Source organism: Natronorubrum daqingense (assembly GCF_001971705.1).
Lineage (GTDB): Archaea > Halobacteriota > Halobacteria > Halobacteriales > Natrialbaceae > Natronorubrum > Natronorubrum daqingense.
Window position 1 is genome coordinate 1,754,424 of record NZ_CP019327.1, and the last position, 13,207, is coordinate 1,767,630.

14 protein-coding genes and 1 tRNA gene are annotated in these 13,207 nt (G+C 65.0%); 9 read left to right on the forward strand and 6 right to left on the reverse strand.

The annotated features are described in order from the left end of the window. Positions 1–7: 7 nt before the first annotated feature. Positions 8–910: an alanyl-tRNA editing protein gene (locus BB347_RS08615; RefSeq protein WP_076580569.1), complete on the reverse strand. Its 903-nt coding sequence runs from the start codon at positions 908–910 to the stop codon at positions 8–10. Between the two features lie 94 nt (positions 911–1,004). Then, positions 1,005–1,535 carry a helix-turn-helix domain-containing protein gene (locus BB347_RS08620; protein ID WP_076581680.1) on the reverse strand — a complete coding sequence of 177 codons (531 nt, stop codon included), beginning with the start codon at positions 1,533–1,535 and terminating at the stop codon, positions 1,005–1,007. A 141-nt stretch (positions 1,536–1,676) separates the two neighbouring features. Between BB347_RS08620 and BB347_RS08625 the strand changes: the two genes are divergently transcribed. From BB347_RS08625 to BB347_RS08640, 4 genes are all read left to right on the forward strand, one after another. Continuing rightward, a tRNA-Leu gene (locus BB347_RS08625) sits at positions 1,677–1,761 on the forward strand. Between the two features lie 233 nt (positions 1,762–1,994). Then, entirely contained in the window at positions 1,995–2,558 is a 564-nt protein-coding gene (locus BB347_RS08630) for a DUF420 domain-containing protein (protein WP_076580571.1), read from the forward strand. Positions 2,559–2,758: 200 nt separating this feature from the next. Next, a complete protein-coding gene (locus BB347_RS08635; RefSeq protein WP_076580573.1) occupies positions 2,759–3,643 on the forward strand; it encodes an SDR family oxidoreductase in 885 nt (294 codons plus the stop codon). A 108-nt stretch (positions 3,644–3,751) separates the two neighbouring features. Then, positions 3,752–4,342: a methyltransferase family protein gene (locus tag BB347_RS08640; protein ID WP_076580575.1), complete on the forward strand. Its 591-nt coding sequence runs from the start codon at positions 3,752–3,754 to the stop codon at positions 4,340–4,342. A gap of 9 nt (positions 4,343–4,351) precedes the next feature. On the opposite strand, the gene purF is transcribed toward BB347_RS08640, so the two are convergent. Continuing rightward, on the reverse strand, positions 4,352–5,824 hold the full coding sequence (gene purF / locus BB347_RS08645; protein ID WP_076580578.1) for an amidophosphoribosyltransferase: 1,473 nt from the start codon (positions 5,822–5,824) through the stop codon (positions 4,352–4,354). Positions 5,825–6,082: 258 nt separating this feature from the next. Between purF and BB347_RS08650 the strand changes: the two genes are divergently transcribed. Then, on the forward strand, positions 6,083–7,861 hold the full coding sequence (locus BB347_RS08650; RefSeq protein ID WP_076580580.1) for a MutS-related protein: 1,779 nt from the start codon (positions 6,083–6,085) through the stop codon (positions 7,859–7,861). Here BB347_RS08650 and BB347_RS08655 read toward each other — a convergent pair whose 3' ends face one another. Beyond that, positions 7,862–8,446, reverse strand: a complete 585-nt coding sequence (locus BB347_RS08655; RefSeq protein WP_076580583.1) for a DUF6735 family protein — start codon at positions 8,444–8,446, stop codon at positions 7,862–7,864. Between the two features lie 232 nt (positions 8,447–8,678). Here BB347_RS08655 and BB347_RS08660 point away from each other — a divergent pair, with 232 nt between their 5' ends. Beyond that, positions 8,679–9,332, forward strand: a complete 654-nt coding sequence (locus tag BB347_RS08660) for an HAD family hydrolase (protein ID WP_076580586.1) — start codon at positions 8,679–8,681, stop codon at positions 9,330–9,332. A 24-nt stretch (positions 9,333–9,356) separates the two neighbouring features. On the opposite strand, the gene BB347_RS08665 is transcribed toward BB347_RS08660, so the two are convergent. Beyond that, a complete protein-coding gene (locus tag BB347_RS08665) occupies positions 9,357–9,803 on the reverse strand; it encodes an SRPBCC domain-containing protein (RefSeq protein ID WP_076580589.1) in 447 nt (148 codons plus the stop codon). A gap of 130 nt (positions 9,804–9,933) precedes the next feature. Between BB347_RS08665 and BB347_RS08670 the strand changes: the two genes are divergently transcribed. Next, a complete protein-coding gene (locus tag BB347_RS08670; protein ID WP_076581681.1) occupies positions 9,934–10,956 on the forward strand; it encodes an amidohydrolase family protein in 1,023 nt (340 codons plus the stop codon). A gap of 116 nt (positions 10,957–11,072) precedes the next feature. Beyond that, positions 11,073–11,549, forward strand: a complete 477-nt coding sequence (locus BB347_RS08675) for a universal stress protein (RefSeq protein ID WP_076580591.1) — start codon at positions 11,073–11,075, stop codon at positions 11,547–11,549. A gap of 47 nt (positions 11,550–11,596) precedes the next feature. On the opposite strand, the gene BB347_RS08680 is transcribed toward BB347_RS08675, so the two are convergent. Next, positions 11,597–12,535 carry a biotin--[acetyl-CoA-carboxylase] ligase gene (locus BB347_RS08680; RefSeq protein ID WP_076580593.1) on the reverse strand — a complete coding sequence of 313 codons (939 nt, stop codon included), beginning with the start codon at positions 12,533–12,535 and terminating at the stop codon, positions 11,597–11,599. Between the two features lie 134 nt (positions 12,536–12,669). Between BB347_RS08680 and BB347_RS08685 the strand changes: the two genes are divergently transcribed. Then, positions 12,670–13,206 (forward strand): hypothetical protein, encoded by a 537-nt coding sequence (locus tag BB347_RS08685; protein WP_076580595.1) that lies wholly within the window; start codon positions 12,670–12,672, stop codon positions 13,204–13,206. Position 13,207: the final 1 nt, after the last annotated feature.

Consider the following 13,207-nt stretch of genomic DNA (forward strand, 5'->3'; position numbering starts at 1 on the left):
GGACGCGTCAGTCTCTCGGTGAGGGGTGCTCACTCGAGGCGCCTAGCCTGTCGATCGTCCGTGGAACGCGATCGAGATCGACACCGAGTTCGTCCGTGACCGCCAGGGCGGCGCGCTTTTCGGCCGCTCGACGTTCGATCGCCGCGGGACCGACCGCCAGTTCGATCCGGCTCGAGCCATCGTCTCGAGTCGTCCGGCCGACGACCGTCACCGGTCCGACTTCGCGCGTGTTCCGGACGTGGGTTCCGTCGCAGGCGGTCACGTCCCACGAGCGGCGTGTGTCAGCGAAGGACGAGCCGTTTCCGTTGCCCGATTCGTCACGGGTACCGATCGTCACGGTCCGAACGCGGCCGCTCTCGACGGCGGCCGCCGTGTGCTCCTCGTCGAAGGTGATTTCCTCGCGCTCGCGGGCGTCTCCGATCGACACGTCGTCCCACGACACCGGTCTGGACTCCCAGACGACGCGGTTGATCGTCGCGTCGAGTTCGATCAGCGCCTCGTCGTCGATCGCCCCCGTCTCGAGGTCGAGACCCACCGTTTCCTCGCCGATTTCGTGGCCGGCGTAGGTCGCCTCGGCTGGCTCGAGGACGCGTCTCGCCGCGCCGTAGCAGATGTGACTGGCCGTGTGAGCGCGCATACAGTACATGCGAAACGACCAGTCGATCGAACAGAGGACGTGGTGGCCGGTCCGAAATGACGGTTCCGTCTCGAGGATGTGGACGTGCTCGCCGTCGACCGTGCGCACGTCGGCGACGGAGATTCCACCGATAGTTCCGCGATCCGCTGGCTGCCCGTCGCTCGCCGCGTAGAAAAAACTCGTCTCGAGCCAGACGCGTCGGCCGTCGATGGCCGTCACTTCGGTTTCGAATCGCGTGGTGTAGGGCTCTCGAGCGGCCCGTTGTCCGGTCATTGGAGGAGACTCTCTCTGCAGCCATCAAAAGTCTGACTGCCGAGTCACCCAAACGTCTCGGGTTCGAAAACGGCTCAATTAGTCGATGTCGAGGTTATTCTGCGAGCGAGACGTCGAGATACTCCTCGAGGGCGTCGATCAAGCCGCCGCCGACGCCGGCTTGGGTCGCCCGTCCCTGCTCGATCGCGAGGAGGTCTTTTTCTTGAGCGCCGAGTTCTTCGGCGAGTTCGTCGCGCTGGAGGCCGGCGTCCTGGCGCGCTTCGGTGAGCGTCTCACCGTAGTCGGTGACGAGATAGGGAAGCGGGTCGTCGTCGTAGTTCGTGCCCTCTTTCTCCCAGTGTTCGGAATCGCCGTCCCAGACGGGATTCGCCTTGGCGACGTTCTGGGCGGCCTTTTGCTTCCGACTCGGTTCGTCGTTCGAGCGGTCGCTTCCCCCGCTTTGTTGTCCGCTGCGCCGGCGGGAAGACGATTGCTTCTGGGCGTCGTCGTGTGGCGCACATTCCGAACAGACCTCGAGTTCGGCCCCGGCGACGCTCGCACGTCGAAGCGAGTCGCTCTCGGCACCACAGAGTTCGCAGTTCGTCCCGCTGCCGCCCGAGGCGGAACCGGTCGAATACTTAGCCATGGTATCCTTTGGCACCTGTCGCATTTCAAATCACCGCCTCGAGACCGGTCAGTTGCGTGTGACCCCGGCGCAGGCATGGGAACAAAGGAAAGGGCTTTTATAATCACACTGGATACGATTGAGTGCAGAAAGACACAGCGAGCGTGGGTAGCCAAGCCAGGCCAACGGCGCAGCGTTGAGGGCGCTGTCCCGTAGGGGTCCGCCGGTTCGAATCCGGTCCCACGCATCGCACGGGTGGACGATGTCCACCAATTGCGAGGCGGGTCACCGCCGAGCACAACGATGCAGGTGATTTCCCTTCGCGGACATCACCCACGCATAACTTCTAAGGAAACTACACCCGATAGCGATAGATGTCAGTATACGGGCGCTATTCGAGTGAACAGTTCCGATCAGTACCGCGAACGTGCACTCGAGCGGGACAGTAACCACTAACCCGTCTCGCTCGAAGGTCGACGTATGGCGTACGTTTCTCGAGAACGAGTGGCTCCGCTCACGGCAATTTTGAGCGTCGTCTCGCTCGCGATCGTCTTCGCGGCCGCGGGTGGACGGGTGCCGCCATCGACGGTTCCGACGGCCCCCGAGTGGGTTCTCGACGCGATTCCCCACGTCAACGTCGCGATTAGTGCGGCCGCAATCGGGACGATCACGCTCGGCTGGCGAGCGATTCGTCGCGGAAACGTCGCCAGGCACCGACTCGCGATGGTGGGCTCGTTCGGGCTGTTCGCGAGCTTTCTCACGCTCTATCTCTACCGGCTGGTCGCGACCGGCGGGGCACAGCCGTTCCCGGGTCCCGACGCCGTCTACCAGTTCGTCTACCTCCCGATCCTCGCGGTTCACATCCTCCTCGCGATCGTCTGCATCCCGCTGGTGTACTACGCGCTGTTGCTCGCCTCCGCCCACCCGATCGAGGAGCTTCCGCGGACGAGTCACGCCCGGTTCGGTCGCTACGCGGCGTCGCTGTGGCTCGTCTCGTTCTCGCTGGGAATCGTCGTCTACGCCCTCCTGCACGTCGCCTACTGATCGCGCTCGTTCTCGTCGCGCTCGTTCTCGTACTCGAGTGAATCGGCTTGCAATTGCTCTCCAGCCGTGTCGCTTGGGGCTGTCCCCAGAACTCCCACCGAGCGCGGCCTCGCCGACGAGGCCCAGACGCCTCGTCTCAACGCCCGGTCCATTCGAGTGCAACGGACACGCCCAACGGGTGCCGTCGCGTACCACCGTCGATGACGCGCCAGCACCCGCGCGAAACGGCCGCGGAGATCGAGCCACAAGAACAGAACCGACAGCCCGGCCTCGAGAGCGAGATGGAACCGCCCGCCGAGTTCATCCGCGACGACTACGAGGGCAGCGGGAAACTCGAGGGAAAGGTTGCGGTCGTCACCGGTGGAGACAGCGGCATTGGCCGGGCCGCCGCGGTCCACTTCGCTCGAGAGGGTGCCGACGTCGCCGTGATGTACCTCGACGAAGAGGAGGACGCGGAGACGACGGCCGAGATGGTCGAAGACGAGGGCCAAGCGAGTCTGACCCTCGCAGGCGACGTCCGCGACAGCGCGTTCTGTCAGGCGGCCGTCGAGGAGGTCGTCGACGAGTTCGGGGACCTCAACGTCGTCGTCAACAATGCGGCGGCCCAGGTCGTGAAGACCGACCTGACGGACATCTCCGACGAGCAGTGGGAGGAGACGTTCGCGACGAACATCCACGGCTACTTCTACCTGACCAAGGCGGCCCTCCCTCACCTCGAGGACGGGGATACGATCGTCAACACGACTTCGATTAACGCGTTCCGCGGTCACGACACGCTCGTGGATTACTCGACGACGAAGGGCGCGATCGTCGCGTTCACGCGCTCGCTGTCCCAGCAGCTTGCCCCCGAGGGGATTCGCGTCAACCAGGTCGCACCCGGGCCGATCTGGACGCCGTTGATCCCCGCGACGATCGGCCAGTACGACCCCGAAATGGTCGAATCGTTCGGCGAGGACGTCCCGATGGGCCGACCGGGTCAACCCAGCGAACTCGGGCCAGCGTACGTCTACCTCGCCTGTGAGGACTCTTCGTACGTGAGCGGCCAGACGCTGCACGTAAACGGCGGCTCCGTCATCGGCGGGTAGCGACCGTTGGTCCGTCCCGTCGGCCGGTCGCGTTCGCCGTCGATGACGACGCCCCGCTCGTCGAGTCAGGTATGCAACACTTATGCGGGTCGCGGAGAATCGTGTCGTATGCTCCCCGAAATCGGTTCGGAACTGCTGTCAACGGTCGCCCTCCTCGCCGCCATCGGTGTCTGGATCGTTTCGGACTGGTCCATCGCCTTCGCTCACCGCGGGACGGCCGACGACTCGAGAGACCGTGGTTCGAAGTACGCGATCGGCGCGGCCGTCGTTGGAGGCGTCCTCGCGGCCGTCGTGCTCTCGCAGGTTACCCCCGGCCTCAGCGTTCCCGCGCCGACCGTTGCCTTCTGGCTCGGGGTAGGGACGATCCTGCTCGGCGTCGTCCTCAGACAGTACGCCGTTCGCACGCTCGGGGACGGGTTCGACCTCGAGGTGACCGTCGACGCGGCGGACGAGGTGGTCGATTCCGGTCCGTATCGGTGGGTCCGCCACCCCTCGTACACGGGGGCGTTGCTCTCGCTGGTCGGCGTCGGGATCACCGTCGGAAACTGGCTGAGCATCGCCGTCGCCCTCGTCGCCGGAATCGCGGGCTACGGTTATCGAATTCGCGTCGAAGAACGAGCCCTGCGCGAGACGCTCGGTGAGCGCTACGCCGCGTACACGAACCGGACGCCGTACCGACTCGTTCCCGGCGTCTGGTAACGACCGAGGTCAGTCGTCCGCGTGCATCGTTTGGCCCTCGAGTTCGGGCCGCGTGACGTCTCGGTCGGTCGCCTCGCCGTCGATGTCGTAGGGGTACTCCCCGGTCACACAGCCCAGACAGAGATCGATTCGGTCGTTGCCGAGGACGTTCGCGACGGCGTCGGTCGAGAGGTACGCGAGACTGTCCGCGTTGATGGTGTCGCGGATCTCCGCCGCCGATTTGTCCGAGGCGATGAGTTCCTCGCGGGTGGCCATGTTGATCCCCATGTAACAGGGGGCGACGATTTCGGGCGCGCCGATTCGGACGTGAACTTCCTCGGCCCCGCAGTCTTTGAGCAGTTGCACAAGTTGTGTCGAGGTGGTCCCGCGGACGATACTGTCGTCGATGACGGTGACGGTCTTGCCTTCGATGGTCGATTTGATCGGGTTGAGTTTGAGGCGGACGGCGCGCTCGCGTTCGCTCTGGGTCGGCATGATGAACGTCCGTCCGACGTAGCGGTTTTTCATCAGCCCTTCTGCGAACTCGACGCCGTCATCGCTTTCCTCGCGCAGGTCGCCGTCAGCCGTCGTCTCGCTCGCGGCGTCGGCGTACCCCGAGGCGAACGCCCGTCCGGAGTCGGGGACGGGCATCACGACGTCGCTCTCGACGCCGCTTTCCTCCCAGAGCTTGCGGCCGAGGTTTCGGCGCGCCTCGTAGACCAGCGTCTCGTCGATGACGCTGTCCGGGCGCGCGAAGTAGACGTGTTCGAAAAAGCAGTGAGCTGTGTTCTCGTTGTCGACGAGTTGGTAGGAGTCGAAGCCGTCGCCGTCTTCTCGCAAGACGACGAGTTCGCCGGGTTGCACGTCGCGAACGAGGTCGCCGTCCAGCGTATCGATCGCGGCCGACTCGGAGGCGAGCATGTAGCCGTCCTCGAGTTCGCCGATACACAGCGGGCGATTCCCCTGCGGGTCGCGCACGCCGAGGATCGTATCGTCGTGGCTGATCGCGAGGGCGTAAGAGCCGTGGATACGACCCATCGTCCGTTTGACGGCGCGCACGAGGTCCTCCTCGAGTAAGTTTCGCGCGAGGTCGTGGGCGATCACTTCGGTGTCGCCGTCGCTCGTAAAGGCGTGGCCGACGGCGGCGAGTTCGTCGCGAATCTCGTCGGCGTTGACGAGGTTGCCGTTGTGTGAGAGCCCGAGGGAGCCGCTCTTGAACGAGACGGAGAAGGGCTGGGCACACGAGGAGTCGACCGAGCCGGCCGTTGGATACCGAACGTGGCCGATTCCGGTCGCGCCGTTGAGAACGTCGAGGTCGTCCTCGTCGAACACCTCGCCCACCAGCCCCATGTCGACGTGGCTGTGTTGCTGGAAGCCGTCGTGTGTGACGATTCCGGCGGACTCCTGGCCGCGGTGCTGGAGTGCGTAGAGCCCGTAGTACAACGGTCGTGCCGCGTCTCGACCGTCGAGTGAGACGCCGACGACGCCGCACTTTTCGGTCATTCCTGTTCGCCGGGGAGTTTCGCCCCGCCCATCAGTCATGGATGAGTGTAGGCGATCCAGTCGATAAAAATCCCCGTGTTTGTGCCTTCCGATAGTCCCCCACCCCAGGCCATTATACACGTTCTTGAATAGAATCGCCAACGGACTGCCACTCGACGTACGGATCTCGCCTTTCAGGCGAGAACGCACGTCTGTACAGCAACGCTTCTGGCCGAGTGATAACACAGTTTCAAGACAGTTGCCGCGAGTGCACCACACATGCGACTCGAGGAGTACTGGGGAGTCGGGCCGAAGACCCGGGAGACACTATTCGAGGAGTTGGGTGCCGAGCGAGCGATGCAGGCCATCGAGGGCGGTGACGTGCGTGCGCTCTCGGATGCGGGACTCGCTCGCGGTCGGGCGACGCGCATTCTGCGTCGGGCGACAGGCGGCGACGGAATGGAGATGTTAGCGACGCGCGATGCTCGCTCCGCGTACAAGGAAGTACTCGACCTTGCCGTCGAACATGCCGTCACGCGACGAGCGGCCGACCGAATCCGCGTGCTGACGCCGCTCACCTCCCAGGAGGCCATGGACGACCGACTGGACGACGTGCTCGCGGCCCGGAACGCCTGGGGGACACTCGCCGACGAGGACCGCGACGCCGTTCTCGACGCCTACGAACGCTACGACGAGCGAAACGAGAGCGAACGCGCAGCCGTCGAGACGGCATTAGCCTTGCTCGAGGCAGGGGTCGACTCCGGGCCGTTCGCGACTATCGCCGAACTCGAGCGAGAGCGACTCGAGGACGCTGCCGACGCGCTCGCGGCGTTCGACGGCGACCGGCGGCGGGTGCAATCGGACGTCGACGACGAACTCGATCGACTCCGCGATGCACTGGGGACGATCGAAGATATGGACGCGAACGCCCTCGAACTGATCGAGGAACTCCGTTCGGACGGCGTGCGCGACGTCGGGCAGTTCCGCGAGTCCTTCGAGGATCACCTCCTGAGCGAGACTGGTGTGACGCTCGAGCAGGTTCACGACGCGATGCCCGCCGACGCGACGGACGCGACGGATTTCGTCGGGAGCACCCTCCGAACGCTTCGAAGCGATCTTACGAGTGCGATCGACGAACGAGAAGCGACGGTCGCGAGCGATCTCGAGGAAACGCTCGAGGAGACCAGTGACGCGACCGACCAGGCTGTTGGCGCGGTCGACGAGATCGCCTTGCACCTCTCGTTGGCTCGGTTCGCACTCGCGTACGACTGCACCCGTCCGGCGTTCGTCGAAGGAGACGGCGCGGTGTCCGTCGTCCAGGCCCAGAACCTGACCATCGCTGCGAACGACGACGAGTCGGTCCAGTCCGTCACCTACGCGCTCGGCGAACACGCCGTGACCGAGGTGTCGGCAGACGTCAACGCCGTTCCAGGCGAGGAACGCGTCACCGTCCTCACGGGAGCCAACAGCGGCGGGAAGACGACCCTGCTCGAGACGCTGTGTCAGGTCGTCTTGCTGGCGACGATGGGGTTACCCGTCCCCGCCGAACGCGCAGAGGTGACGCCCGTCGACTCGCTTGTGTTCCACCGCAGACACGCGAGTTTCAACGCCGGCGTGCTCGAGGCGACCCTGAAGTCGATCGTGCCGCCGCTCGCGACGGAGGGGAGGACGCTGATGTTGGTCGACGAGTTCGAGGCGATTACCGAACCCGGCAGCGCGGCCGAGTTGCTCCACGGCCTCGTCACGCTGTCGGTCGACCGGGACGCACTCGGCGTCTTCGTCACGCACCTCGCGGACGACCTCGAACCGCTGCCGCCGACGGCCCGCGTGGACGGCATCTTCGCGGAGGGGTTGAACCCGGACCTCGAGTTGGAAGTCGACTACCAGCCGCGATTCGACACCGTCGGCCGTTCGACGCCGGAGTTCATCGTCTCGCGATTGGTCGCGAACGCGGACGGGAGGGGTGAACGCGCCGGGTTCGAGACCCTCGCGGAAGCCGTCGGGAACGACGTCGTCCAGCGAACCTTGGCCGACGCGCGCTGGAGCGAGAGCGAGTAATTACCACCGATCGCGGACGTCTTCTCGGTCCGACAATCTGGCCTCTCCTTCGGGTCGTCGATCCGGCGGCGAGGCGTACTCTCCACCGTCGACACCTCCTTCGCCGTACGTGTACGCTGTCCCGTCTTCTTCCTCACAGACTCGAGCCTCGAGGTACGTCCGTGCGGCGCGACGAGAGAGCGCGCCCATCTCGACGATATCCGCGAGCGTCGTTTTCGTCGCCTGAAACCAGATCCGGACCCGTTCGTCGACGGCGAGCGTGTCCACGGCGACGATCCCGCCGCGACACCCGCCGTGGCTGACGGTCCACTCGAGCCAGCAGACTCGGTACGTGGTGGTCCGGTAGTCTTCCCCCGGTGCGACGAGGACCAGTCGCTCGTACGTACAGGGGTCGAGATAGGCGCTCAGAATACGGGTGCGGGAAACTGCGTGGCCGACCATTTCGGGGTCGATCGAGCCGTCGGCCAGCGGCGTCTCGGCCGTGATCTGCTCGCCGAGCGCGACCCGCTCGCCGCCCCAGTGGCTGTACCTGATATCGTATCGCTGGTCCGGCCGCCGATAGGCGACGAGTGCTCTATGCCCCATCGACTCCCCTCCGCGTTCGCGAGACGTCCACGGCGTCGGTCCGTGAACGAGCGCCGACCTGGCTCGGACGGTCCATCACGGGGTCTGGCCGCCCGCCAGTATTTGAACCTGCGGACGGCGGGGGTGACCGAACGGCGGAGTCAGCATTCGATTCGGTTCGATTCGACCGTCTCGACTTGCGGACAGTGGGGAAAGGCAGAACTTCGTCGGCGTCGTAGGGAGACGCACGCAGATGGCGACGGCATACGACGCGGTCGTGTTCGACAACGACGGCGTACTGACGACACCGACGGACCGCAGCGCACTGCTCGAGGCGATGGACGAGGCGTTCGACGCGGTCGACGTGCGCGAGCCACCGGATCACCACCGCGAGACGCTGTTGAGCCCCAGCGTCGACTCCCTCCAGACCATCGCTGCTGCACACGACGTCGACCCGCGAGCCCTCTGGTCGGCCCGCGAAGACGCGGCGATTGCCGCCCAGCTCGCGGAGATCGAAGCCGGGCGAAAGCGCCTCTACGACGATATCGACGCCCTCGAGGACCTCGAGACGCCGACGGGGATCGTCAGCAACAACCAACACGAGACCATCGGCAACATCGTCGACCACTACGGCCTCGACTCGTTCGAAATCTGGTACGGTCGCGAACCGAGCCTCGAGGGAATCGAGCGCAAGAAGCCCACGCCGTACTACCTCGAGCGGGCGCTCGCGGATCTCGAGGCCGACGACGCCCTCTACGTCGGCGATAGCTGGGTCGATATCGCCGCGGCCGATGCGGCGGGCGTCGACGTGGCGTTCATCCGGCGAAAACACCGGCGCGAGTACGAACTCGAGCGCGTTCCGACGTACGAAATCGAGGGGCTGGGAGAGCTTTCGGAACTGCTGTGAGAACCCGATTCCCCGCCGGGAAGATTATTCTGTTGTGCTGGCTCTCGCCTCCGCACGCGCCTTGACGGCGGCGTTCATCGCCTCGAATCCGGCTTCGATCGCGTCGGCGTCTAACAACACCGGAACGAGTGCGCCCCGGAACGTCTCGCGGTGTAACAACCGCGTTCGCTCGCCCTGATCGACCGGCTCGAGGTGGAACTCGTGGTAGCCGTCGAAGGCGAAGGGGACGACCAGTCGGCCGAGCCAGACGAGACGACGGTTCTCCTCGACGGCGATGACTTCCGGGGTGAACGTCATCGCTCGAGCGCCGGGGGGTTCGATCCGGACGCGGAGTCGCTCGCCCTCGCTCGGCGTTCCGTCGATCGCGCGCACGAACGGATTCCACTCCGGGTAGCTGTCGAACTCGAGGAGGACGTCCCAGACGACGTCGGGCGGGGCGTCGATCTCTTCGAAGACCTCGATCTGGTTCATTAGTTCGGGTATGCGCCACAGTGACATGCGTGTGTCGCCGTCGCAGGCTGGGACGGCGGGCGTACCCCGAATCGGTGACCGACGAACGTACCCCGAATCGTTGAAGGCCCAGACGACGGAAGAGACGAGTATGGAACGAACGGGGACGATTCTTCGGGGCCGCGAGTTCGAGCCGATCGAGGGCCGAATCGTAATCGACGACGACGGTCGCATCGAAGCCATCGAGGAGGCGTCGGTCGAGGGTTCAGACATTATCCTGCCGGCGTTCGTCAACGCCCACACGCACATCGGCGACTCGATCGCGAAAGAGGCGGGTGGCGGACTCTCCCTCGAGGAACTGGTCGCGCCGCCGGACGGACTGAAACACCGACTGCTCCGACAGGCGTCACCGGAGGAACTGATCGACGCGATGCGTCGGTCCCTGCAGTTCATGCAGCGTTCGGGGACGGCAGCCTGTCTCGATTTCCGAGAGGGCGGTATCGAGGGCGTCCGCCACCTCGAGCAGGCTGCAGAGGGCCTTCCGATCGACGCACTGTCGTTCGCTCGCGGCTCGATCGACGCCATGCACGCGGGCGACGGCTTCGGCGCGAGCGGAGCGAACGACGCGGAGTTCGGCGACGAACGAGCGGCAACCCGAGCGGCCGACAAGCCCTTCGGCATTCACGCGGGCGAGGTCGACGCGAGCGACATCGATCCGGCCCTCGATCTCGAGCCCGAGTTTCTGGTCCACGTGGTCCATCCCGAGCGAGATCACCTCGAGCGCATCGCAGAGCAAGCGGTGCCGGTCGTCGTCTGTCCCCGCTCGAACGTCGTCACGGACGTCGGCCTCTCGCCGTACACCGCGCTGAACGAACGAACGACGCTCGCACTCGGGACGGACAACGTCATGTTAAACTCGCCGTCGATGTTCCGTGAGATGGCGTTTCTGTCGAAGTGCTCGGAGCTACCGGCCGACGAAATCCTTCGGATGGCGACGATCAACGGGGCCGAGATCGCCGGCCTCGAGTGCGGACTCATCGAACCGGGCCGACGCGCACGGCTGACAATTCTCGACGGCGACTCGCACAATCTCGCGGGTGCGCGCGACCCCGTCCGGGCCGTGGTCCGCCGAGCGGGCGTCGACGACGTTCGAGAGGTTCTCCTCGACCCGTGAGATCGATTCCGTCCCCCGATTTCTGACGCAGATTCCGTTCTATTCGCTCGAGTGAGGGTCTCTCGACACCACAACAACGTTATTATACTCTCGGGAGCTATATGTTCACATATAGCATGTACGACTGCATCCTCGTTCCGACTGACGGATCGCCCGAAGTCGAACGCGCGCTCGAGTACGCGTTCGAGTTGGCACAGGTCCACGACGCGACGGTCCGGGCGATTTACGTCGTCAGCGTCGCGGGCTATGGGGGGCTGCCCATGGAGACCGCACTGGAGGGAGTCAGCGGGGCCCTCCGCGACGAAGGGGAAGCAGCCGTCCGCCGAGTCCAGGAGCTAGCTCCCGACGGTGTCGAGGTCGAAACGCTGGTGCTCGAGGGCTCCCCGAGTCGCGTCATCGTCGAACAGGCGCAGCCGGACCGGTGTGACCTCGTGGTGATGGGGACCCACGGCCGTGGCGGCATCGACCGACTCCTGCTGGGCAGCGTGACGGAACGAGTCGTCCGGCGCGCCCCCGTTCCCGTGCTGACCGTTCAAGTCGATCCGACCGAATCGGGCGAGCAACCAGAACAGCCGTCGCTCGCCGTCGAGTGAGTGTTTCGGCACACAAGTCGATTTTCTCGAGTCTCCGAAGCGGTTACTCAGACGGGACGCAAATGCTCACAGTCGCCGGCAGCGACCGTTTCGTTGCCGTCTGCCGTTTCCACCACGAGGGCACCCGAGTCGGTGATATCCACCGCGTCGCCGACGAGTTCCCCCGACGGCCGCTCCACGCGCACCCGCTGGCCGAGCGTGAGCGCCAACTCACGCCAGGCTGGAACCACGCTCTCGAGGTCGGTTCGGTACTCCGCTAACTCCTCGAGTAGGCGTTGAACGAACCGTCGTCGGTCCACGTCGCCGGCTTCCTCGCGAATCGTCGTCGCCGTTTCGGGGAGGTCGGCGGCATCGATGTTCGCGTTGACGCCGATGCCGACGGCGATCCACTCGACGCGGTCCATCTCGCCTTCCATCTCCGTGAGAATGCCTGCGAGCTTTCGGTACTCGCCGTCCTCGCCGACGGGGACGACGACGTCGTTCGGCCACTTGATCCGCGCGTCGACGCCGGCCTCGCGGGCCGCTCGAGCCGTCGCCACCGACGCCGCGAGCGTGTACAGCGGCGCCCGTGCGGGCGTGATTTTCGGCCGCGTGAGCAGGCTGAGCCAGACGCCGCCCGACGGTGCCGACCACGCGCGCTCGAGTCGACCGCGCCCGCCGACCTGTTCGTCCGCCACGACCGCCACGTCCGTCGCCCCCGTCGCCGCCAGTTCTCGAGCGCGATCGTTCGTGCTGCCGATCGAGTCGTGATACTCGACGGAAACGGGTGCCTCGAGTTCGTACTCGATGGCGGGGGCGTTGTACGCAGCCACGTCGGTGAGTTCGTATCCGCCGGGTGCGCTTTCGATCTCGAAACCGGCGTCTCGAAGCGCGTCGACTTGCTTCCAGACTGCGGCCCGCGAGATGTCGAGCGAGTCGGCCAGCTGCGGCCCCGATATGGGGCCATCGGCGAGGGACTCGAGGATGGCGCGTCGCGTCTCGTTCATTGCTATGCATTCGACGGGGGCGCGCTCGTACTTGAATCGGCAGGATCTCCCGACGAGAAGCCGAGAACATTCCGGACCGCGAGAGACCGACCGCATCCCAAATACTGATACGGGTTTGAGGTTTCGTATCTGACATGCTCGGTCGCCCGTCCTGTCCAGACTGTGAGAGCACGTTGCTCGTGTCGAAGATACGGACGAGTGGCGCGTTGCTTCGGCCCTCAGAGAACTACTACCGCTGTTTTCGGTGTTTCAGTAAATTCACCCCAACGACCGAAACTGATCGTGAGGGAGGCGAAACACGGAGTCCGCGCAGGACGCCGCTACCGAACGAAGCACAGACGCGAACGGATATCGTCGACGTGAATCTGGAACTGACCGAACGCGAAACGAAGTTCCGCGTCGACGAGTTCACCGTCACGGTCGCAAACAAGAGCGACGAACCCCGTCGAGTGACGCAGATCGATTTGCGATTCGACGACGGAAAACGAAAGACCACCCCGAAAAACGAGACCGTCGTCGCGAGCGAAACGACCGAAACCGTCGACGTCCGCTGGAGTTGGATTCATCCAGATCAGCACACGATGGCCATCGACGTCGAATTCGACGACGAGAGCGTCGTGTCGACCGAAACGGAGTTACCCGGCATTCGAAACGACGGGGAGTCACGCTGAC

Bases quoted from the DNA above. Each gene is read 5' to 3' on its own strand.
- purF (WP_076580578.1), bottom strand. From the start codon at position 5,824: ATGACCGAAAAGTGCGGCGTCGTCGGCGTCTCACTCGACGGTCGAGAC.
- BB347_RS08635 (WP_076580573.1), top strand. From the start codon at position 2,759: ATGACGCGCCAGCACCCGCGCGAAACGGCCGCGGAGATCGAGCCACAA.
- BB347_RS08675 (WP_076580591.1), top strand. From the start codon at position 11,073: ATGTACGACTGCATCCTCGTTCCGACTGACGGATCGCCCGAAGTCGAA.
- BB347_RS08660 (WP_076580586.1), top strand. From the start codon at position 8,679: ATGGCGACGGCATACGACGCGGTCGTGTTCGACAACGACGGCGTACTG.
- BB347_RS08640 (WP_076580575.1), top strand. From the start codon at position 3,752: ATGCTCCCCGAAATCGGTTCGGAACTGCTGTCAACGGTCGCCCTCCTC.
- BB347_RS08620 (WP_076581680.1), bottom strand. From the start codon at position 1,535: ATGGCTAAGTATTCGACCGGTTCCGCCTCGGGCGGCAGCGGGACGAAC.
- BB347_RS08670 (WP_076581681.1), top strand. From the start codon at position 9,934: ATGGAACGAACGGGGACGATTCTTCGGGGCCGCGAGTTCGAGCCGATC.
- BB347_RS08650 (WP_076580580.1), top strand. From the start codon at position 6,083: ATGCGACTCGAGGAGTACTGGGGAGTCGGGCCGAAGACCCGGGAGACA.
- BB347_RS08630 (WP_076580571.1), top strand. From the start codon at position 1,995: ATGGCGTACGTTTCTCGAGAACGAGTGGCTCCGCTCACGGCAATTTTG.
- BB347_RS08680 (WP_076580593.1), bottom strand. From the start codon at position 12,535: ATGAACGAGACGCGACGCGCCATCCTCGAGTCCCTCGCCGATGGCCCC.
- BB347_RS08685 (WP_076580595.1), top strand. From the start codon at position 12,670: ATGCTCGGTCGCCCGTCCTGTCCAGACTGTGAGAGCACGTTGCTCGTG.
- BB347_RS08655 (WP_076580583.1), bottom strand. From the start codon at position 8,446: ATGGGGCATAGAGCACTCGTCGCCTATCGGCGGCCGGACCAGCGATAC.
- BB347_RS08665 (WP_076580589.1), bottom strand. From the start codon at position 9,803: ATGAACCAGATCGAGGTCTTCGAAGAGATCGACGCCCCGCCCGACGTC.
- BB347_RS08615 (WP_076580569.1), bottom strand. From the start codon at position 910: ATGACCGGACAACGGGCCGCTCGAGAGCCCTACACCACGCGATTCGAA.